The organism is Enterobacter sp. DNB-S2 (genome assembly GCF_019443845.1).
GTDB lineage: Bacteria > Pseudomonadota > Gammaproteobacteria > Enterobacterales > Enterobacteriaceae > Enterobacter > Enterobacter asburiae_B.
On record NZ_CP050520.1, the window covers coordinates 2,038,778 to 2,059,272 of the forward strand.

Genomic DNA, 20,495 nt, shown 5'->3' on the forward strand with positions numbered 1-20,495 from the left:
GCGGCTAAAAACAAAAAACCTCGCGAATGCGAGGTTTTTTTATGCCCGGTAAACGCAGCGCCACCGGGCAAAACAGCTTACTGCTTCGGCTCAGCAACCACTTTGCTACCCAGACCGCGGTTGTTGTATTCCCACATGCGGTTGAAGTTAGCGTCGTTCAGGTTGCGCTGCACGTTCCCTTTATCATCCACCGCGCCGGTATTGCCGGAGAATGGACGTTTGGAGATCGCGGCATCAGCCCACGGCTTCGCCATGTTGAAGCCTTCATTGATCACGCTGTCGCGGATCACGACCTGACCGTTGGTCGCAGAGTCCACGTCCAGGGAGCGTCCCAGCTGCGCCACGCTGTCACCGGCAGCGTTAAAGCGGCTGTTCACGGCCAGGAAGCCGTAGAAGAGGTTAGACTGGGTTGCCGGAGCAAACACGTAACCTTCCTGCTGAGTGCGGGAGTTCACCACGCGGAAATCGGTATTATCAAACACCACCGCGCCGCGACCGGACACCAGATCCACGTCACCTTCAACGTAGCTGTTGGTCACCAGAGTACGGGTCAGGCGGTTATTCTGCAGGGTGTTCTGCACGCCGCTGTTGGTCACGAAGAAGGTGTTCTGACGGCCCAGAATGTTGACGTTGTTAATCTGCACCTTATCGCCATCGCTACGCAGCGCAACGGCTTGGTGGCTGCCGGCATCAACGCTGTCGCCCAGGGTATTCTGAATGGTCAGGTTCTGCAGCTGCAGACCGTTATTCTGAGACCAGAACACCGCCGAGCACATCACGCCAATGGTGGCGGAACGCTTGCTCTGGCAGTTATCAAACATGTACCAAGCCGGTTTGCCCGGCATATATTTACCGGCCGGGTTCACCAGGTGACGCCAGGTGTTGCTGTCGATTTCGGAATCAATCGCCAGGCCAATTTTTACGTCGATCGCTTTTTCGCCCAGACCGTAAAGCGTAATGCTGCCAGGGGCTGCCGGAACATACACGGTACCTTCATATTCACCCGGCAGGATCGCGATGTACTGGCGAGACGCGCTGTGTTTAGTGATGGCAGCATCAACCGCAGCCTGAATAGAGGTATGCGTTACGCCCTGCGCACCCGCCGGGCCAACCACGAAGTCAGGCTGTTTAGGCAGGTTAATAGAAGACGGTGTCCACGGCGCAGCGTTAGGATCCATTGCCGAGAAGTAGTGCGCACGATCGAAGTTCTTCGCTTCATCAGCGGACAAAATCGGGCGGGAGGCGGTACCGGGCGCAACCTGCTCAGAAGGACGCTGATCCGGTGGTGTTGAACTGCATGCGGATAAGGTCACGCCAAAGGCGAGTGCTAACGCCAGACGGGAAATCCTGGAAATGTTCAAGGTAGAGCTCCTGGGTATGCAAGTCTTAAACGGGATAGACGAAATAGCCTGCTTTTTTATACTAAGTTGAGCGAAACGGGAAGATAAAAAGGGTAAAAGTTGCATTTTTAGCCCCGGAGCGGCAGGTAGGTGATCACAAATAAATAACATTTTCAGTCAAGGCGGTTGACAGTAGACGGTGGATGCAAATAAATGTCTATACAACCTAAGACAAGTGGAATGCCCCATGCAGCAGATTCATCCCGACGATGTAATATGGCGAAATGCGCGACTGGCTACGATGGCGCCGGACGTACCTGCGCCTTATGGACTGAAAGAGCAACACGCCCTGGTCGTGCGCGGCCACACTATTCTGGCCGCGATCCCTGAATCTGACATTCCTTCGGGACACCGACACTGTGTCGATCTTCAGGGACGTCTGGTCACGCCTGGCCTGATTGACTGCCACACCCATCTGGTATTTGGCGGCGACCGCGCGGCGGAGTGGGAGCAGCGCCTGAACGGCGTCTCTTATCAAACCATCAGCGCCCAGGGGGGCGGGATTAACGCTACCGTGACGGCGACGCGCAGCAGCTCAGCCGAAACCTTGCTGAAACTGGCGCAGCAGCGGCTCCAGCGTCTCATGAATGAAGGCGTGACGACCGTTGAAATCAAATCGGGATACGGGCTCAACGCCGAGGCCGAAGAGAAGATGCTGCAGGTTGCCCGCCAGCTGGGCCTCAATAATCCGATCGATATCAGCCCAACGCTGCTGGCGGCCCATGCGGTTCCGCCGGAATACCGGCAGGATCCGGATGCCTACCTCACGCTGGTCTGCGAGCAGATACTGCCCACGCTGTGGCAAAAAGAGTTATATGAAGCAATCGACGTGTTTTGTGAAAACGTCGGCTTTACCCCGTCGCAAACCGAGCGACTTTTCAAGGCCGCCGCCACGCTCGGTATCCCGGTGAAAGGGCATGTCGAACAGCTGTCGAATCAGGGCGGCGCGGCGCTGGTCAGCCGATATAAGGGGCTTTCCGCCGATCATATTGAGTATCTCGATGACGCAGGCGTTCAGGCGATGGCGGAAAGCGGCACGGTTGCCGTCCTGTTGCCGGGTGCGTTCTATTTTCTGCAGGAGCGCCAGCGTCCACCGGTTGAACAGCTCAGAAAACAGGGCGTGCCGATGGCCGTCGCCACCGACTATAACCCCGGCACCAGCCCGTTTGCGAGCCTGCACCTGGCGATGAACATGGCCTGCGTCCAGTTTGGTCTGACCCCTGAAGAGGCCTGGGCTGGCGTCACGCGGCATGCCGCGCAGGCGCTGGGCCGTGGCGCAACCCACGGACAACTCAGGGCAGGGTTTGTCGCCGATTTTATCGTCTGGGATGCACATCATCCGGTTGAGATGGTCTACGAGCCGGGACGCAACCCGCTGTATCAACGTATTTTCCGTGGGGAGGCAGTATGAAGTTATGGCGGCCCGTAGCCAAAACCGTCTGGCAGGGGCGAGATGACAGCGCCGAGGCCAGCAGTGCAAAGCGCATTTTCCAGACGATAAAGCAGCAGGGCCAGTTCACGCCGCTTTCATCCGGCATCGCGCTGATAGGCTTTGAATGTGATGAAGGGGTAAAACGCAATCAGGGCAGGCCCGGCGCCGTGCAGGCACCGGATATGCTGCGAAAGGCGCTGGCAAATATGGCAAGCCATCAGGGGCATGACCGGCTGGCGGATATGGGCTCGGTGTACGTTGAAGGCGGCGAGCTGGAAGCGGCACAGCAGGCGTTAAGCGATGCCGTCACGACCTGTCAGCAGTCCGGGATGCGCACGCTGGTCTTTGGCGGCGGGCACGAAACCGCGTGGGCGCACGGTCGCGGCGTGCTGGAGGCCTTCCCGAACGAGCGGGTTGTCATTATCAACCTTGATGCCCATCTCGATCTGCGCAAGGCCGACCAGGCCACATCCGGCACCCCGTTTCGCCAGCTGGCGCGCTACTGCGATGAGCGGGGGCGGGAATTTCACTACGCCTGCCTTGGCGTGAGCCGGGCGGCGAACACGCTGGCGCTGTGGGATGAGGCCGAACGCCTGAACGTCACGCTGGTGGAAGATCTCCATTTCAGGCGCGATGCGCTATCCGCGCTGGAAAGGGTGCTGGCGCAGGCCGATCGTATCTATCTGACGATCGATCTGGACGTCCTGCCCGCCAGCGAAATGCCTGCCGTGTCCGCACCGGCTGCGTTAGGCATACCGGCGCTGGATCTTCTCCCGGTTATCGAACAAATCTGCCGTAGCGGTAAGCTACAGGCCGCCGATCTGGTAGAGTTTAACCCGCAGTACGATCGGGACGGGCAGGGCGCTAAGCTCGCCGCCCGCCTGGCCTGGCAAATTGCTCACTGGTGGGCATAACACTATTCAAGGAGTCACGATGTTTTCACGCTCACCTCTGCCGCAGTCGAGCCCTCCCGCGCCTTTCTATGAAAAGGTGAAGCAGGCAATTAGCGAAAAAATCGCTACCGGCGTCTGGCGCCCGCACGATCGCATTCCTTCGGAGGCCGAGCTGGTAGCGCAGTTTGGTTTTAGCCGGATGACCGTCAACCGGGCGCTGCGCGAGCTGACCGACGAAGGGCTTCTGGTGCGCCTGCAGGGCGTGGGGACGTTTGTGGCGGAACCGAAAGGACAGTCGGCGCTGTTTGAAATCCGCAGCATTGCGGACGAGATAGCCGCGCGTAATCATCAGCACCGCTGCGAGGTGCTGGTGCTCGAAGAGACCCAGGCCAGCGCCGAGCAGGCCACGGAGCTTAACGTCAAGGAGGGAAGCCGCATCTTCCACTCCGTGATGGTGCATTTCGAAAACGACATTCCGGTGCAGATTGAAGATCGCTGCGTGAACGCTGAGCGGATACCGGACTATCTGAACCAGGATTACACCCAGACCACGCCGCATGCCTATCTCTCGCTCGTCGCACCGCTGACGGAAGGGGAGCACATTGTGGAGGCCGTGCGCGCCACGCCGCAGGAGTGCGAAAGGCTACGCATTAAAGAGCACGATCCGTGCCTGCTGATCCGCCGTCGAACCTGGTCCTCGTCGCACATTGTGTCGCATGCCCGGCTGCTTTTCCCGGGGAATCGCTACCGGCTGCAGGGCCACTTCATGTCATAAGTTTTATAAGCGTGATCGCTAACGCAATATAACAAAATTGTATCTTTTTTGTTAAATATGACCTTGTGTGTGCTTGTCTATACAAGTATATCTAAATGCATCATCTGTCCCCTATGAGGAGCACACAATGTCGTCAGGTAAATACCGCCAGCAGGACGTCCGCGCTGCGCGCGGCACCACGCTTACCGCCAAAAGCTGGCTCACCGAAGCCCCGCTGCGCATGTTGATGAACAACCTCGACCCTGAGGTGGCGGAAAACCCCCACGAGCTGGTGGTCTACGGCGGCATTGGCCGCGCCGCGCGCAACTGGGAATGCTATGACGCAATTGTAAAATCCCTGACCGAACTCGAACACGACGAAACCCTGCTGGTGCAGTCCGGCAAGCCGGTTGGCGTGTTCAAAACGCACAAAAACGCGCCGCGCGTGCTGATCGCTAACTCTAACCTCGTGCCGCACTGGGCCACGTGGGAACATTTCAACGAACTGGACGCGAAAGGGCTGGCGATGTATGGCCAGATGACCGCGGGTAGCTGGATCTACATCGGCAGCCAGGGGATCGTGCAGGGCACCTACGAAACCTTCGTGGAAGCCGGTCGCCAGCACTATAACGGCTCGCTCAAAGGCCGCTGGGTGCTGACCGCGGGTCTCGGCGGCATGGGCGGCGCGCAGCCGCTGGCCGCCACGCTTGCCGGTGCGTGCTCGCTTAACATTGAGTGCCAGCAGAGCCGCATTGATTTCCGTCTGCGCACCCGCTACGTCGATGAGCAGGCAACCGATCTGGACGATGCGCTGGCGCGCATCAAAAAATACACCTCCGAAGGCAAAGCGGTGTCGATTGCCCTGTGCGGCAACGCGGCGGACATTCTCCCGCAGCTCGTCGCCCGCGGCGTGCGTCCGGATCTGGTCACCGACCAGACCAGCGCCCATGACCCGCTGCACGGTTACCTGCCAAAAGGCTGGACGTGGGAAGAATATCAGCAAAAAGCGGAAACCGACCCGGAAGGCACGGTGCTTGCCGCGAAACGCGGCATGGCCGAGCACGTCTCCGCCATGCTGGCCTTCAGCCAGATGGGCATTCCGACCTTTGACTACGGCAACAACATCCGCCAGATGGCGAAAGAGATGGGCGTGAATAACGCGTTCGACTTCCCGGGCTTCGTTCCTGCCTATATTCGCCCGCTGTTCTGCCGCGGCATCGGTCCGTTCCGCTGGGTTGCCCTGTCCGGCGACCCGGAGGACATCTACAAAACCGACGCCAAAGTGAAGGAGATCGTCGCCGATGACGAACACCTGCATCACTGGCTGGACATGGCCCGCGAGCGCATTAACTTCCAGGGCCTGCCGGCGCGTATCTGCTGGGTAGGGCTGGAGTGGCGTCAAAAACTCGGCCTCGCCTTCAACGAAATGGTGCGCAGCGGTGAAGTCTCCGCGCCGATCGTCATCGGTCGCGATCACCTGGACTCCGGCTCCGTCGCCAGCCCGAACCGCGAAACCGAAGCCATGCGCGACGGCTCGGATGCGGTCTCCGACTGGCCGCTGCTGAACGCTCTGCTGAACACCGCCAGCGGCGCGACCTGGGTGTCGCTGCACCACGGCGGCGGCGTGGGGATGGGCTTCTCCCAGCATTCCGGGATGGTCATCGTCTGCGACGGAACCGATGAAGCCGCCGCGCGTATCGCTCGCGTGCTGCACAACGACCCGGCCACCGGCGTGATGCGTCACGCGGATGCGGGTTACGAAATTGCCATTGACTGTGCCAAAGAGCAGGGCCTTAACCTGCCGATGATCCCTGCCACACAAGGAAAGCATTAATGAACGCATTAACACTCACTCCCGGCTCGCTGACGCTCAAGCAGCTGCGTAACGTCTGGCGTAAACCGGTCACCCTTTCGCTGGATGCAAGTGCCCACGCCGCCATTAACGACAGTGTCGCCTGCGTCGAAGCCATCGTTGCCGAAGGGCGCACCGCCTACGGGATTAACACCGGATTTGGCCTGCTGGCGCAGACCCGCATCGCGACACACGATCTGGAAAACTTACAGCGTTCGCTGGTGCTGTCACATGCGGCGGGCGTGGGTCAGCCGCTGGATGATGAGATTGTCCGTCTGATGATGGTGCTCAAAATCAACAGCCTGGCCCGCGGCTTCTCCGGCATTCGCCTGAGCGTGATTCAGGCGCTGATGGCGCTGGTCAATGCGGAAGTCTATCCGTGGATCCCGGCAAAAGGTTCCGTTGGCGCATCCGGCGATCTTGCGCCGCTGGCGCACATGTCGCTGCTGCTGCTGGGCGAAGGCAAAGCGCGCTGGCAGGGCGAGTGGCTTCCTGCGAAAGAGGCGCTGAAAAAAGCCGGGCTAAACCCGATCACCCTGGCGGCGAAAGAGGGGCTGGCGCTGCTGAACGGCACGCAGGCATCGACCGCCTTCGCGCTGCGCGGCCTGTTTGAAGCGGAAGATCTGTTTGCCTCGGCGGTGGTGTGCGGTGCGCTGACTACCGAAGCCGTGCTGGGCTCGCGCCGCCCGTTCGATGCCCGCATCCACGAGGTGCGCGGTCAGCGCGGGCAGATTGATGCCGCCGCGATGTACCGTCACGTGCTTACCGACACCAGCGAGATCGCGGATTCACACCACAACTGTGAAAAGGTGCAGGATCCGTATTCCCTGCGCTGCCAGCCGCAGGTGATGGGCGCGTGCCTGACGCAGCTGCGTCAGGCGGCAGAAGTGCTGCTGGTGGAGGCCAACGCGGTGTCCGACAACCCGCTGGTGTTCGCTCACGAAAACGAGGTGGTCTCCGGAGGCAACTTCCACGCCGAGCCGGTGGCAATGGCGGCGGATAATATCGCCCTGGCGATTGCCGAAGTCGGCGCGTTGTCCGAGCGCCGCATCGCGCTGATGATGGATAAACATATGTCCCAGCTACCGCCGTTCCTGGTGCGTAACGGCGGGGTCAACTCGGGCTTTATGATTGCCCAGGTGACCGCGGCGGCGCTGGCGAGCGAGAACAAAGCCCTGTCGCACCCGCACAGCGTGGACAGCCTGCCAACGTCAGCGAACCAGGAAGATCACGTTTCGATGGCGCCGGCTGCCGGGCGTCGTCTCTGGGAAATGGCCTCCAACACCCGCGGCGTGCTGGCGGTGGAGTGGCTGGCGGCATGTCAGGGTGTCGATCTGCGTGAAGGGTTAAAATCCAGCCCGCTGCTGGAGCAGGCGCGTCATGCGCTGCGCGAGCTCGTATCGCACTACGATGACGACCGCTTCTTTGCGCCGGATATTGATAAGGCGATGCAGCTTCTGGAAGAGGGAAGCCTTGTAGGACTGCTACCTTCAGTGCTGTGATTTTTGCCCTAACCCTCTCCCAAAGGGAGAGGGAATTGCCCGGTTTTCTCCCTCTCCCTGTGGGAGAGAGCCGGGGTGAGGGCATCAGCCCGCACTATTATGAATACATCGCCGTAATCGACGCGCTGCCCAGCGAATGGAAATGCACGTTAAACCCGACCATCGCGCCGCTCGCCCCTTCATCGACCTCAATCTTCTCCACATCCAGCGCGTGCACCGTGAAGATATAGCGGTGGGTTTCCCCTTTTGGCGGCGCCGCGCCGCCGTAGCCCGCTTTACCAAAGTCAGTGCGCGTCTGAATGGCGCCTTCAGGCAGGGCAACCAGGTCTGAACCGGAACCCTGCGGCAGGACGCGCGTGTCGGCAGGCAGGTTCGCCACAATCCAGTGCCACCAGCCGGAGCCGGTCGGCGCATCCGGGTCGTAGCAGGTCACGACAAAGCTTTTGGTTCCGGCCGGAACCTCGTCCCACGCCAGGTGCGGGGAGATGTTGTCTCCCTGATACCCCATGCCGTTGAATACGTGGCGTTCCGGCAGTTTTTCACCGTCGCGCAGATCTTTACTGATGATTTTCATACGGTTTACCCTCGTTGATCGCTCGTTCAGCAAGTGTAATGCATAGGGTTACATCGTGAAATGCGCGGGAATGTTAACGGCTGTTACAACCGCGTCGGTTAATTTACGCAGCTGCTCCGGCGTAATGCTGTACGGCGGCATCAGGTAGATAAGCTTGCCGAAGGGCCGTACCCACACGCCCTGGTTCACGAAGAAGCGCTGCAGCGCCGCCATATTCACCGGATGGGTGGTTTCAATCACGCCGATGGCGCCCAGCACGCGCACGTCTGCCACAAAATTCGCGCCCGAGGCGGCGCTCAGTTCATCTTTCAGCTGCGCCTCAATCGCCGCAACCTGCGTCTGCCACTCGCCGCTCTCCAGAATGGCAAGGCTTTCGCTTGCGACGGCGCAGGCCAGCGGGTTGCCCATAAACGTCGGGCCGTGCATAAAGCAGCCCGCCTCGCCGTCGCTGATGGTGTCGGCCACCTGGCGGGTCGTGAGCGTGGCGGAGAGCGTCATGGTGCCCCCGGTCAGCGCTTTACCCAGACACAGAATATCCGGCGCAATGCCCGCATGCTCGCAGGCAAACAGCCTGCCGGTGCGGCCAAAGCCGGTGGCGATCTCATCGGCAATCAGCAGAATGCCCTCGCGGTCGCACATCCTGCGAATGCGCCTCAGCCATTCCGGGTGGTACATCCGCATTCCGCCTGCGCCCTGCACAATCGGCTCCAGGATCACGGCTGCGATTTCATGGCGATGCGCCGCCATCAGCCGCGCGAAACCGACCATGTCCATCTCGTTCCACTCGCCGTCGAAACGGCTCTGCGGGGCAGGGGCGAACAGGTTTTCCGGCAGATAGCCCTTCCACAGGCTGTGCATGGAGTTGTCCGGATCGCACACCGACATCGCCCCGAAGGTATCCCCGTGATAACCGTTGCGGAAGGTGAGGAAGCGCTGGCGCGTTTCGCCCTTCGCATGCCAGTACTGCAGCGCCATTTTCATCGCCACTTCCACCGCCACGGAGCCGGAATCGGCCAGGAACACGCACTCCAGCGATTCAGGCGTCATCGCCACCAGGCGACGGCATAAATCCACCGCGGGCTGATGGGTGATCCCGCCAAACATCACGTGCGACATCTGGTCAATCTGGGCCTTCATCGCCGCATTCAGGCGCGGGTGGTTGTACCCGTGAATGGCCGCCCACCACGAAGACATCCCGTCAACGAGCCGCTCGCCGCTGGCGAGGTGCAGCTCGCAGCCGTGGGCCGAGGCCACCGGATAGACGGGAAGAGGGCGGGTAGTGGAGGTGTAAGGGTGCCAGATATGCTGCTTGTCGAAGGCGAGATCGTCCTGGGTCATAATCGACTTGTAAACCATTTTGAAAAGTTTTAGGTTTACGAGTATAAACCGAACCGAAAATTAACAAAACCCTTTGGAGAAGCCCGATGGCTCACCACGCACGCTGGACGATGTCGCAAGTCACTGAATTATTCAACAAACCTTTCCTTGAGCTGATGTTCGAAGCCCAACAGGTGCATCGTCAGCACTTCGATCCGCGCCATGTTCAGGTCAGCACGCTGCTGTCGATCAAAACCGGTGCCTGTCCTGAAGACTGCAAATATTGCCCGCAGAGCGCGCGCTACAAAACCGGCCTGGAATCCGAACGGCTGATGGAGGTGGAGCAGGTGCTCGACTCGGCGCGCAAGGCGAAAAACGCCGGTTCAACCCGCTTCTGCATGGGCGCGGCGTGGAAGAACCCGCACGATCGCGACATGCCGTATCTGGAGCAGATGGTGAAGGGCGTGAAGGAGATGGGCCTCGAAGCCTGTATGACGCTCGGCACGCTGAACGAGGAGCAGGCGCAGCGCCTCTCTGCGGCGGGGCTGGACTACTACAACCATAACCTCGACACCTCGCCGGAGTTTTACGGCAACATCATCACCACGCGGACCTATCAGGAGCGTCTGGACACGCTGGATAAAGTGCGTGACGCCGGGGATCAAGGTCTGCTCCGGCGGTATTGTCGGCTTAGGCGAAACGGTGAAAGACCGGGCGGGCCTGCTGCTGCAGCTGGCAAACCTGCCGACCCCGCCGGAAAGCGTGCCGATCAACATGCTGGTGAAGGTTAAGGGAACGCCGCTGGCGGATAACGACGACGTGGATGCGTTTGATTTTATTCGCACCATCGCGGTGGCGCGCATCATGATGCCGACCTCTTTCGTGCGCCTCTCTGCCGGTCGCGAGCAGATGAACGAGCAGACCCAGGCGATGTGCTTTATGGCCGGAGCCAACTCCATCTTCTACGGCTGCAAGCTGCTGACCACGCCGAACCCGGAAGAGGACAAAGACGTTCAGCTGTTCCGCAAGCTGGGGCTTAACCCGCATCAAACCGAAGTGCTGACGGGCGATAACGAGCAACAGCAGCAGCTGGAGCAGCAGATTTTCAACGCCGACACCGACCAGTTCTACAACGCGGCAGCCGTATGACCTGGCAGGCACGAATAAATACCGCGCTGGACGAACGCCGGGCGGCAGAGGCGTTTCGCGTTCGCAGGGTGGTGGAAAACGGCGCGGGCCGTTTTCTTACCCGCGAGGGGCGGCAGTTTTGTAATTTCTCCAGCAACGACTATCTCGGGCTGAGCCAGCATCCGGCCATCATCCGCGCCTGGCAGCAGGGTGCGGAGCGGTTTGGCGTGGGCAGCGGCGGCTCGGGACACGTCAGCGGCTACACCACGGCGCATCAGGCGCTGGAAGAGGCGCTTGCCGACTGGCTCGGCTACCCGCGCGCGCTGCTGTTCATCTCCGGCTTTGCCGCCAATCAGGCGGTCATTACCGCCCTGATGGGAAAAGAGGACCGTATTGTCGCCGACCGCCTGAGCCACGCCTCGCTGCTGGAGGCGGCAAGTTTAAGCCCGGCGCAGCTGCGCCGCTTTGCCCATAACGATGCGGGGCAGCTCGCCGCGCTGCTGGATAAACCCTGCGACGGACAACAGCTGGCGGTTACGGAAGGGGTGTTCAGCATGGACGGCGACAGCGCGCCGCTTGCCGCGCTGCACGAGGCAGCAAAGCGGCAAAACGCCTGGCTGCTGGTCGACGATGCCCACGGCATTGGCGTAATGGGTGACGAAGGTCGCGGCAGCACATACCAGCAAAACGTGAAGCCCGAGCTGCTGATCGTCACCTTCGGCAAAGGCTTTGGCGCCAGCGGCGCCGCCGTGCTGTGCAGCGAGTCCGTCGCCGACTATCTGCTGCAGTTTGCCCGACACCTGATCTACAGCACCAGCATGCCCCCGGCGCAGGCCGTGGCTCTGTCTGCGTCGCTGGCGGTGATCCGCAGCGCAGAAGGGGATGAACGTCGTCAGCGGCTGGCAGAGCATATCTCCCGCTTCCGCAAGGGGTTAGCGGCGCTGCCCTTCCACAGTCCCGATTCGCAAAGCGCCATCCAGCCGGTGATTGTCGGCGAAAACGGTCGCGCGCTGGCGCTGGCACAGGCGCTGCGCGAGCGCGGCATGTGGGTGACCGCCATTCGCCCGCCAACGGTCCCGCCGGGCACCGCGCGGCTGCGTTTAACCCTGACGGCGGCGCATGACGCTCGGGATATCCAGACGCTGCTGGAGGCGCTCCATGACGCCGGTGAATAAGCAGGCCGTTGCGGCGGCATTTGGCCGGGCCGCGCAGAGCTATTCGCAGCACGATGAGCTGCAGCGTCAGAGCGCGGAGGGGCTTCTGGCCGCGCTTGGCGACAACCGCTTTCCGCAGGTGCTGGACGCGGGCTGTGGTCCCGGCAGCAACAGCCGCTACTGGCGCGGGGCGGGAAGCCAGGTCACGGCTATCGATCTCTCGGACCAGATGCTCGACGAGGCGCGACAGCGGCAGGCCGCGGACCATTATCTGCTGGCGGATATCGAGGCGATCCCGCTGGCGGATGCGCAGTTCGATCTGGTCTGGTGTCATCTGGCGGTCCAGTGGTGCAGCAGCCTGCCGCAGGCCTTGCGCGAGCTTTATCGCGTCGCGCGACCGGGCGGGAAGGTGGCCTTTACCACCCTGCTGGAAAGCTCGCTGCCGGAGCTGAATCAGGCGTGGAAAGCGGTGGATGAGCAGCCGCACGCTAACCGCTTTTTATCGCATGAGCAGGTCATGCAGGCGCTGGCAGGCTGGCGCTACCGCAGCACGGTGCAGACTATCACCCTCAATTTTAGCGATGCGTTCAGCGCCATGCGTTCGCTGAAGGGCATCGGCGCCACGCATCTGCACGCCGGACGGGAGAAAAAACCGCTGACCCGGGGCCAGCTGCAGCGTCTGGAGCTGGCCTGGCCGCAGCAGCGGGGACATTTCCCGCTCTCTTATCAACTTTTTCATGGGATTATCGAACGTGACTGAACGTTATTTTGTTACCGGCACGGATACGGAAGTGGGCAAAACGGTGGCCAGCTCGGCGCTGCTGCAGGCGGCACGACTGCTCGGAAAAAACACCGCCGGGTATAAGCCCGTTGCTTCCGGCAGCGAGATGACGGCGGAAGGGTTACGCAACACCGACGCGCTGGCGCTCCAGCGTAACAGCACCCTTGAACTCGCCTATTCAGCGGTCAATCCGTACACCTTTGCCGAACCGACCTCGCCGCACATCATCAGCGCTGACGAAGGTCGTCCGATTGATTTCACCGTGCTGTCAGCCGGGTTACGGACGCTGGAAAGCCATGCCGACTGGGTGCTGGTGGAAGGTGCAGGCGGCTGGTTTACGCCGCTTTCGGAGACGCAGACGTTTGCTGACTGGGTGCAGGCCGAGCAGCTTCCGGTCATTCTGGTCGTCGGCGTCAGGCTGGGCTGCATCAATCACGCCATGTTGACCGCGCAGGCCGTCCAGCAGGCCGGGCTGACGCTGGCGGGCTGGATAGCCAACGACGTGGTTGCGCCGGGTAAACGACACCAGGAGTATCTGGCGACGCTCAGGCGCGTACTTCCCGCCCCGTGCCTCGGGAAAATTCCCTGGCTTGCTGACGGCGCGGAAAATGCCGACACCGGGCGTTATCTCGATCTCAGCGTCTTGCTTCCCGCGACATCCAGTGCGCGATAAGCTCGTCATCCAGTTCGTTAACGTGGCCCTGCGCCACGTTACGCCCGCGATAGAGCATGCAGAAACGGTCCGCAACCCGGCGGATAAACGACAGCTGCTGTTCCGCTAATAGCACCGTCATACCTAACTCCCGGTTTAAGCGCGCCAGCAGCTGCCCCAGCTTCTGGGCGAAGCTGTGTCCTGCGCCGTGCAGGGGCTCATCGAGGATCAGCAGGTTCGGGCGGTTCACCAGCGCGTTAGCCAGCGCCAGCTGATACTGATCGTCCGGAGAGAGCGTATTGGCGCGGGCCTGCCGCAATGCGTAGAGCGCCGGAAACAGGTCGTAAACGTCACTTTTCGCCTCCGGGTTGGGTTTCCCCATCGCCCGCATGGCGATATGCAGATTCTCCTCAATCGTTAGCTGGGAGAAGATCCGCCTGTCCTGCGGGACATAGCCTATTCCCGGTCCTGAGCGCTGTTCTGGCGGCAGGTTAAGCAAATCGCGCGGCGGCGCGCCCGCCTCGTGCCAGATGATGCTGCCGCTTTCAACGGGCACTCTCCCGGCGATGCAATTCATGAGGGTGGTTTTCCCCATCCCCGGCAGGCCAACGACGCCTGTACACATCCCTTGCGGAAAATCCAAATTCACGTTCCATAGCGTATGTTGGCTTCCGTAAAACTGATTCACAGCACGCAGACTCAACATCTTTTTCTCCTTAAAAATGTGTGTAGGTGAGGCTCGTGTTTGAATCTGCAAAACCCCTGCCAGAAACCGAAAAGTGTTCAAAAAAACGGCTTTTTTAGGAATGAATCACCAGAAAGCGGTTTATAAAAAACCGGATTGCACAGCGACGGTGCTGCAGGTGGTGAGTTGTGGTGCAGAACCCAAAATGATGAAAATGTGAGCAAGATCTCATCGACTGGTTATGAATGACGCAACTGTTAATCATCAAAAAATAGCTATAAAAATTTTTTACTGCCGTCTCGTGGGAAAAACCGGGAATTTGCCGAGCGCCAGTCTGTATGGGCTGGAAGCAGTTATCCACTATTCCTGTGGATAACCATGTGCATTAGAGTTAGAAAACACGCGATAAGCGAGAGAAGACGCGGCTTACGCCCAAATTGGCGCGAAACGCGGCTTTAGAAAATATCGTTTATTATTTAACTGCTTAGATAAAAGCAATTCCCGTCATGAAAGTGTCACCCGTTGCCACAAAACTATCATTACCTGGCTTGACAAATGTTAAAAAAGAAAAAGTTCTGGGGATAACCTGACCTGACTGGTGTTTTATATTGTCACAGTCCAAATTTTGGCCGCTATCGCGCTAATCATTCAGGCGCTATGCTAAATATCCTGACATGCTACTGGTTTTTCATCCAGTGTTTTTTACTGGCATTCCTGGCAACAACGAGTAAAATTACTCACCTGCCGCTTATAACGTCATCAGGTCGTCGCCCATGAGTAAACCGTTCAAATTGAATTCAGCTTTCCGTCCATCTGGCGATCAGCCTGAGGCGATCCGTCGTCTGGAAGAGGGGCTGGAAGACGGGCTGGCGCACCAGACGCTGCTGGGGGTAACCGGCTCGGGTAAAACCTTCACCATCGCCAACGTGATTGCGGATCTCCAGCGTCCAACGATGGTGCTGGCACCCAACAAAACCCTGGCCGCACAGCTTTACGGCGAGATGAAAGAGTTCTTCCCGGAAAATGCGGTGGAGTATTTCGTCTCCTACTACGACTACTACCAGCCTGAAGCCTACGTACCGAGCTCTGACACCTTCATCGAGAAGGATGCCTCGGTGAACGAGCACATCGAGCAGATGCGTCTGTCGGCCACGAAGGCGCTTCTGGAGCGTCGCGATGTGGTCGTCGTCGCATCGGTTTCCGCGATCTACGGTCTGGGCGATCCGGATCTCTATCTCAAGATGATGCTGCACCTGACGCAGGGGATGATTATCGACCAGCGCGCCATCGTCCGCCGTCTGGCAGAGCTGCAGTACGCCCGTAACGATCAGGCGTTCCAGCGCGGCACCTTCCGCGTACGCGGAGAGGTGATCGACATCTTCCCGGCGGAATCGGACGATATGGCGCTGCGCGTCGAGCTGTTTGACGAAGAGGTTGAACGCCTGTCGCTCTTCGACCCGCTGACCGGACACGTTGAGTCAGTGATCCAGCGCTTTACCATCTACCCGAAAACGCACTACGTTACGCCGCGCGAGCGTATCGTGCAGGCGATGGAAGAGATCAAAGTGGAGCTGGCCGAGCGCCGTAAGGTGCTGCTGGCGAACAATAAGCTGCTGGAAGAGCAGCGCCTCAGCCAGCGTACCCAGTTCGACCTTGAGATGATGAACGAGCTGGGCTACTGCTCCGGCATTGAAAACTACTCGCGCTTCCTCTCCGGACGCGGGCCGGGCGAGCCGCCGCCAACGCTGTTTGATTACCTGCCGGCAGACGGTTTGCTGGTGATCGACGAATCCCACGTCACGATCCCGCAGATCGGCGGGATGTACCGCGGTGACCGGGCGCGTAAAGAGACGCTGGTGGAGTACGGCTTCCGCCTGCCGTCAGCGCTGGATAACCGTCCGATGAAGTTTGAAGAGTTTGAGGCATTAGCGCCGCAAACCATTTACGTCTCGGCCACGCCGGGCAACTACGAGCTGGAGAAATCCGGTGAAGACGTTGTCGATCAGGTTGTGCGTCCGACCGGGTTGCTCGACCCAATTATTGAAGTTCGTCCGGTGGCCACGCAGGTGGACGATCTGCTCTCTGAGATCCGCGCCCGTTCCGCCATCAACGAGCGCGTGCTGGTCACCACGCTCACCAAGCGTATGGCGGAAGACCTCACCGAGTATCTCGAAGAGCACGGCGAGAAGGTACGTTATCTGCACTCGGATATCGACACCGTGGAGCGCATGGAGATTATCCGCGATCTGCGTCTGGGCGAGTTTGACGTGCTGGTGGGGATCAACCTGCTGCGAGAAGGTCTGGACATGCCGGAAGTCTCGCTGGTGGCGATTCTGGATGCGGACAAAGAGGGCTTCCTGCGTTCTGAACGCTCCCTGATCCAGACCATCGGCCGTGCCGCGCGTAACGTCAACGGTAAAGCGATTCTGTACGGTGACAAAATCACCCCGTCGATGGCGAAAGCGATTGGCGAAACGGAGCGCCGACGCGAGAAACAGCAGCGTTACAACGAAGAGCACGGCATTACCCCGCAGGGGCTGAACAAGAAGGTGGTGGATATTCTGGCGCTGGGTCAGAACATTGCCAAAACCAAAGCGAAGGGTCGCGGCAAGGCGCGTTCAGTGGTGGAAGAGGATACCGTCGTGCTGACGCCGAAAGCGCTGCAGCAGAAAATCCACGAGCTGGAAGGGCAGATGATGCAGCACGCGCAGAATCTGGAGTTCGAAGAGGCGGCGCAGATCCGCGACCAGCTTCATCAGCTGCGGGATCTTTTCATCGCGGCATCGTGAGTAAAGCGTTGTTTTCTCCCTCTCCCCGTGGGAGAGGGCAGGAGTGAGGGCAACAGGCCGCACAAAACGAACCTAACCCAGCGCCTGAATCGCCTTCTCCAGCGCCTCGCGCAGCAGGTGACGATCGTGGCGGTACTTGATATCGCTGGCCTCCAGCGGCTCCTGCACCACCAGACGATTGCCAATCCCTGACACATCCACTTTTGGGCCCACGACTACGCCGTCAATGATTTTCTTGCCGACGTAATGCTCCATTAATTCCAGTTTGTCAGCCAGCGACAGGCTCGCCGCCGCGGGGCTCAGTTCACGTCCCAGGTTACCGATGTAAACCATCGGGGCAGGGGTTCGGCGCAGCGCCTGAGCCAGCTCTTTTACGAGTAGAATTGGCATCAGGCTGGTATAAAAACTGCCCGGACCGATCAGGATAAGATCCGCTTCCCCGATGGCCTCCACCGCTTCTCGCGTGGCGGGCACGCTCGGATAGGTCATTAACTCCGTTGGCGGCAGGATGAGCTGGTCGATATTCACTTCGCCGTACACTTCATGCCCTTCGGCGTCGATGGCCATCAAGTCTACCGGTTGTTCTGACATGGGGATCAGGAATGCGTCCACTTTGAGCAGATTACGGATTAAGTTGATGGCTTCCAGAGGCCTTACGCTCAGGTGATCGAGCGCCTTTAACATCAAATTTCCGAGGTTATGTCCGGAAAGTTCGCCATTACCGCCAAAACGGTACTCAAACATCGCCGACGCGACGCTCGGCTCGGTAATTAACTGGTTCAGGCAGTTGCGCATATCTCCCCAGGCAATGCCGCCTTCGGCACGACGAATGCGCCCGGTTGAGCCGCCGTTGTCGGTGGTAGTTACTATCCCTGTCAGCCTTGAGCCGAGTGACGACAAAGAGGACATAACCCGGCCTAAGCCGTGTCCTCCGCCAAGAGCGACCACTCGGTCAAGATCCGCAAAAGTGCGATTGCGCATACGTATTCCTTATCACGTTCGATCGCGTAACAGTAACCTAACTACCCCTAAAAGACGATGCCTCACCCGATGCAAAATGACGTATATCAATGTGAAAATGCGGTTTTTAGGTATTCTGTAGCGAAAATGCAGGAACGATTCGCTATATAGATAATTATATAGCGTGAGGCGATAATGGCGTCGTCAGAATTTCCGCGCTACTATCGCCCTAACCACGTTTTCAAAATTGAAAACATACACTCTAGCCCTTGTGCCTGTGTCGAAAGATATGGCGCTCTGGCCGTGGCGAATTTGCCACCAGGGTACAGAAAGAAATGACTGTGCCTCCCGATCTGGAAAGGTGTACATGGCTTCACAACTTACTGATGCTTTCGCGCGTAAGTTTTATTACTTACGTCTGTCGATTACCGATGTGTGCAACTTCCGTTGCACCTACTGCCTGCCCGATGGCTACAAACCGGGCAGCGTCACCAATAACGGCTTTCTCTCCGTGGATGAAGTGCGCCGCGTCACGCGCGCTTTCTCTGAGCTCGGCACCGAAAAAGTGCGTCTGACCGGCGGAGAACCCTCTCTGCGCCGCGATTTCCCCGACATCATTGCCGCCGTGCGTGAAAACGAACGCATCCGCCAGATTGCGGTGACCACCAACGGTTACCGCATGGCGCGTGACGTGGCGAACTGGCGCGATGCGGGGCTGACGGCGATCAACGTCAGCGTCGATAGCCTGGATGCCCGTCAGTTCCACGCCATTACCGGCCAGGATAAATTTCAGCAGGTCATGGACGGCATCGACGCGGCATTTGCGGCCGGGTTCGAGAAGGTCAAAGTCAACACGGTGCTGATGCGTGATGTGAACCATCACCAGCTCGATACCTTCCTGGCGTGGATCAAATCCCGCCCTATACAGCTGCGTTTTATTGAGCTGATGGAAACCGGCGAGGGCAGCGAGCTGTTTCGTCGCCATCACATCTCCGGCATGGTGCTGCGCGACGAGCTGCTGAAACGCGGCTGGATCCATCAAATCCGCCAGCGCAGCGACGGCCCGGCGCAGGTCTTCTGCCACCCGGATTACGAAGGTGAGATTGGGCTTATCATGCCCTATGAGAAAGACTTCTGCGCCAGCTGCAACCGCCTGCGCGTCTCCTCCGTTGGCAAGCTCCATCTTTGCCTGTTCGGCGACGGCGGCGTGGATCTCCGCGATCTGCTGGAAGACGATGCGCAGCAGGCCGCGCTTGAAGCACGCATTTCTGACGCGCTGACGCATAAAAAACAGACCCACTTCCTGCATCAGGGCAATACCGGTATTACTCAGAACCTGTCCTACATCGGCGGGTAATCAGGCTTAAGAAGGAATCAGAAGATGAGTCAGGTAAGCGCAGAATTTATCCCGACACGCATTGCTATCCTTACCGTTTCCGACCGCCGTGGCGAAGAGGATGATACCTCTGGCCACTGGCTGCGCGAGGCGGCCCATGACGCGGGGCATCACATCGTCGATAAAGCGATCGTGAAGGAGAACCGCTACGCCATTCGCGCTCAGGTTTCGCAGTGGATTGCGAGTGATGAGGTGCAGGTGGTGCTGATCACCGGCGGCACCGGTTTTACCGCAGGCGATCAGGCCCCCGAAGCGCTGATCCCGCTGTTCGACCGCGAGGTAGAAGGCTTCGGCGAAGTTTTCCGCATGCTCTCCTTTGAAGAGATTGGTACCTCCACGCTCCAGTCGCGCGCCATTGCCGGGGTGGCTAACAAAACCCTGATTTTCGCTATGCCGGGCTCGACCAAAGCCTGCCGCACCGCGTGGGAAAACATCATCGCCCCGCAGCTGGATGCCCGTACCCGTCCGTGTAATTTCCATCCCCATTTAAAGAAATAAGCTATGTCACAACTGACCCACATTAACGCCGCCGGCGAAGCGCATATGGTGGACGTCTCCGCCAAAGCTGAAACGGTGCGCGAGGCGCGCGCGGAAGCGTTTGTCACCATGCTGCCGGAGACCCTGGCGATGATTATCGACGGCAGCCATCACAAGGGCGACGTCTTTGCCACCGCCCGCATCGCCGGTATTCAGGCCGCCAAACGGACCTGGGAGCTCATTCCGCTGTGCCATCCGCTGATGCTGAGCAAGGTGGAAGTGAACCTGCAGGCACAGCCGGAGCATAATCGCGTGCGCATTGAGTCACTCTGCCGCTTAACCGGCAAAACCGGCGTGGAGATGGAGGCGCTGACGGCGGCCTCAGTCGCCGCGCTGACCATCTACGACATGTGCAAAGCGGTGCAGAAAGATATGGTGATTGGCCCGGTTCGCCTGCTGGCAAAAAGCGGCGGCAAATCCGGTGATTTTAAGGTGGACAGCCATGATTAAGGTGCTCTTTTTTGCGCAGGTGCGCGAGCTGGTGAATACCGACAGCCTGACGCTGGATGCGTCCTTCGAAAACGTCGCTACCCTGCGAGCGCATCTGGCGGCACAAAGCGACCGCTGGGCGCTGGCGCTCGACGAAGGCAAGCTGCTGGCCGCCGTTAACCAGACGCTGGTGGAATTCACCCATCCGCTGAAGGAGGGCGATGAAGTGGCCTTCTTCCCTCCGGTTACGGGGGGCTAAG

Annotated in this window: 18 protein-coding genes, 1 pseudogene and 1 riboswitch; of the genes and pseudogenes, 14 read left to right on the forward strand and 5 right to left on the reverse strand. The window is 59.5% G+C overall.

Annotated elements, in window-relative coordinates; translation table 11 throughout:
- Positions 1–77: 77 nt before the first annotated feature.
- Positions 78–1,361 (reverse strand): putative acyl-CoA thioester hydrolase, encoded by a 1,284-nt coding sequence (locus HB664_RS09655; RefSeq protein ID WP_219940710.1) that lies wholly within the window; start codon positions 1,359–1,361, stop codon positions 78–80.
- Positions 1,362–1,587: 226 nt separating this feature from the next.
- Here HB664_RS09655 and hutI point away from each other — a divergent pair, with 226 nt between their 5' ends.
- From hutI to hutH, 5 genes are all read left to right on the forward strand, one after another.
- Positions 1,588–2,811 (forward strand): imidazolonepropionase, encoded by a 1,224-nt coding sequence (gene hutI, locus HB664_RS09660; protein WP_219940711.1) that lies wholly within the window; start codon positions 1,588–1,590, stop codon positions 2,809–2,811.
- Positions 2,808–3,746 (forward strand): formimidoylglutamase, encoded by a 939-nt coding sequence (gene hutG, locus HB664_RS09665; RefSeq protein WP_219940712.1) that lies wholly within the window; start codon positions 2,808–2,810, stop codon positions 3,744–3,746. The genes hutI and hutG overlap by 4 nt, the downstream gene beginning before the upstream one ends.
- Before the next feature lie 19 nt (positions 3,747–3,765).
- The gene (locus tag HB664_RS09670) at positions 3,766–4,500 is read left to right on the forward strand and encodes a histidine utilization repressor (RefSeq protein WP_023310841.1); all 735 of its coding nucleotides are present in this window, start codon (positions 3,766–3,768) and stop codon (positions 4,498–4,500) included.
- Positions 4,501–4,627: 127 nt separating this feature from the next.
- Positions 4,628–6,313, forward strand: a complete 1,686-nt coding sequence (hutU, locus tag HB664_RS09675) for a urocanate hydratase (RefSeq protein WP_219940713.1) — start codon at positions 4,628–4,630, stop codon at positions 6,311–6,313.
- A complete protein-coding gene (gene hutH / locus HB664_RS09680) occupies positions 6,313–7,833 on the forward strand; it encodes a histidine ammonia-lyase (RefSeq protein ID WP_219940714.1) in 1,521 nt (506 codons plus the stop codon). The genes hutU and hutH overlap by 1 nt, the downstream gene beginning before the upstream one ends.
- Before the next feature lie 97 nt (positions 7,834–7,930).
- Here hutH and HB664_RS09685 read toward each other — a convergent pair whose 3' ends face one another.
- Both HB664_RS09685 and bioA read right to left on the reverse strand, forming a co-directional pair.
- Positions 7,931–8,407 (reverse strand): kinase inhibitor, encoded by a 477-nt coding sequence (locus tag HB664_RS09685; protein ID WP_008501131.1) that lies wholly within the window; start codon positions 8,405–8,407, stop codon positions 7,931–7,933.
- 48 nt (positions 8,408–8,455) lie between these two features.
- Complete coding sequence (bioA, locus tag HB664_RS09690; RefSeq protein ID WP_375156383.1) at positions 8,456–9,745, reverse strand: adenosylmethionine--8-amino-7-oxononanoate transaminase; 1,290 nt, start codon at positions 9,743–9,745, stop codon at positions 8,456–8,458.
- An 86-nt stretch (positions 9,746–9,831) separates the two neighbouring features.
- On the opposite strand from bioA, the pseudogene bioB reads away from it, so the two are divergent.
- The 4 genes and pseudogenes from bioB to bioD all read left to right on the forward strand — a co-directional run bounded on the left by bioB (position 9,832) and on the right by bioD (position 13,460).
- A pseudogene (gene bioB, locus HB664_RS09695) lies at positions 9,832–10,873 on the forward strand (biotin synthase BioB).
- The gene (gene bioF, locus HB664_RS09700; RefSeq protein WP_219940716.1) at positions 10,870–12,027 is read left to right on the forward strand and encodes an 8-amino-7-oxononanoate synthase; all 1,158 of its coding nucleotides are present in this window, start codon (positions 10,870–10,872) and stop codon (positions 12,025–12,027) included. The pseudogene bioB and the gene bioF overlap by 4 nt, the downstream one beginning before the upstream one ends.
- The gene (bioC, locus tag HB664_RS09705) at positions 12,011–12,766 is read left to right on the forward strand and encodes a malonyl-ACP O-methyltransferase BioC (protein WP_219940717.1); all 756 of its coding nucleotides are present in this window, start codon (positions 12,011–12,013) and stop codon (positions 12,764–12,766) included. Before bioF ends, bioC begins: the two co-directional genes overlap by 17 nt.
- Positions 12,759–13,460 carry a dethiobiotin synthase gene (bioD, locus tag HB664_RS09710; RefSeq protein WP_219940718.1) on the forward strand — a complete coding sequence of 234 codons (702 nt, stop codon included), beginning with the start codon at positions 12,759–12,761 and terminating at the stop codon, positions 13,458–13,460. Before bioC ends, bioD begins: the two co-directional genes overlap by 8 nt.
- Here the strand turns inward: bioD and HB664_RS09715 are convergent.
- Entirely contained in the window at positions 13,423–14,145 is a 723-nt protein-coding gene (locus tag HB664_RS09715; RefSeq protein ID WP_058841692.1) for an ABC transporter ATP-binding protein, read from the reverse strand. The genes bioD and HB664_RS09715 overlap by 38 nt on opposite strands.
- Positions 14,146–14,897: 752 nt before the next feature.
- Between HB664_RS09715 and uvrB the strand changes: the two genes are divergently transcribed.
- Complete coding sequence (gene uvrB / locus HB664_RS09720) at positions 14,898–16,913, forward strand: excinuclease ABC subunit UvrB (RefSeq protein ID WP_029742168.1); 2,016 nt, start codon at positions 14,898–14,900, stop codon at positions 16,911–16,913.
- A gap of 72 nt (positions 16,914–16,985) precedes the next feature.
- On the opposite strand, the gene yvcK is transcribed toward uvrB, so the two are convergent.
- Positions 16,986–17,894 (reverse strand): uridine diphosphate-N-acetylglucosamine-binding protein YvcK, encoded by a 909-nt coding sequence (gene yvcK, locus HB664_RS09725; protein WP_039261383.1) that lies wholly within the window; start codon positions 17,892–17,894, stop codon positions 16,986–16,988.
- A 225-nt stretch (positions 17,895–18,119) separates the two neighbouring features.
- Positions 18,120–18,253, forward strand: a riboswitch (molybdenum cofactor riboswitch).
- Between yvcK and moaA the strand changes: the two genes are divergently transcribed.
- The 4 genes from moaA to moaD all read left to right on the forward strand — a co-directional run bounded on the left by moaA (position 18,241) and on the right by moaD (position 20,494).
- Positions 18,241–19,230 carry a GTP 3',8-cyclase MoaA gene (gene moaA, locus HB664_RS09730; RefSeq protein WP_064672124.1) on the forward strand — a complete coding sequence of 330 codons (990 nt, stop codon included), beginning with the start codon at positions 18,241–18,243 and terminating at the stop codon, positions 19,228–19,230. It overlaps the preceding riboswitch by 13 nt.
- Before the next feature lie 24 nt (positions 19,231–19,254).
- On the forward strand, positions 19,255–19,767 hold the full coding sequence (gene moaB / locus HB664_RS09735) for a molybdenum cofactor biosynthesis protein B (protein ID WP_048979615.1): 513 nt from the start codon (positions 19,255–19,257) through the stop codon (positions 19,765–19,767).
- Between the two features lie 3 nt (positions 19,768–19,770).
- Positions 19,771–20,256, forward strand: coding sequence for a cyclic pyranopterin monophosphate synthase MoaC (gene moaC, locus HB664_RS09740; RefSeq protein ID WP_047650631.1), 486 nt, complete (start codon positions 19,771–19,773; stop codon positions 20,254–20,256).
- Complete coding sequence (gene moaD, locus HB664_RS09745) at positions 20,249–20,494, forward strand: molybdopterin synthase sulfur carrier subunit (protein ID WP_219940719.1); 246 nt, start codon at positions 20,249–20,251, stop codon at positions 20,492–20,494. The genes moaC and moaD overlap by 8 nt, the downstream gene beginning before the upstream one ends.
- The last annotated feature ends 1 nt before the right edge of the window (position 20,495 follow it).